The sequence below is a fragment of the Loktanella sp. SALINAS62 genome (assembly GCF_018263905.1).
Lineage (GTDB): Bacteria > Pseudomonadota > Alphaproteobacteria > Rhodobacterales > Rhodobacteraceae > Loktanella.
In genome coordinates this window covers 1-341 of sequence record NZ_JAAFZU010000079.1, presented here as the reverse complement: position 1 = coordinate 341, position 341 = coordinate 1, and the positions used below count along the sequence as shown (strand labels likewise).

Genomic DNA, 341 nt, shown 5'->3' with positions numbered 1-341 from the left:
GAGCTGAAGATCAAGCTGATGGAACGAATGCTGGGTGCCGAGCTGACCGCGCACCTGGGCTATGAGGACGGCAAGGACGCGCCGGCCGATCAGGCCAACCGCCGTAACGGCTCATCCACCAAACGATTGAAGGGCCAGGACGGCGAGCTGCCGATCGCCGTGCCGCGTGACCGAGACGGCAGCTTCGAACCTGAGCTGGTGAAGAAGGGCCAGACCCGGATCGACGGGATGGATGACAAGATCATTGGTCTCTATGCCGCCGGTCTGACGGTGCGTGACATTCGCGCCCATCTCGAGGATGTCTATGGCCTGCAAGTGTCGCCCGACCTGATCAGCCGCGT

The 341-nt window shown here is 62.8% G+C and carries 1 protein-coding gene; it reads left to right on the top strand.

What is annotated here, in order from left to right; genetic code table 11:
• The coding region (locus GZH79_RS18545) for a transposase (RefSeq protein ID WP_211645267.1) at positions 1-341 on the top strand (341 nt) is incomplete at both ends.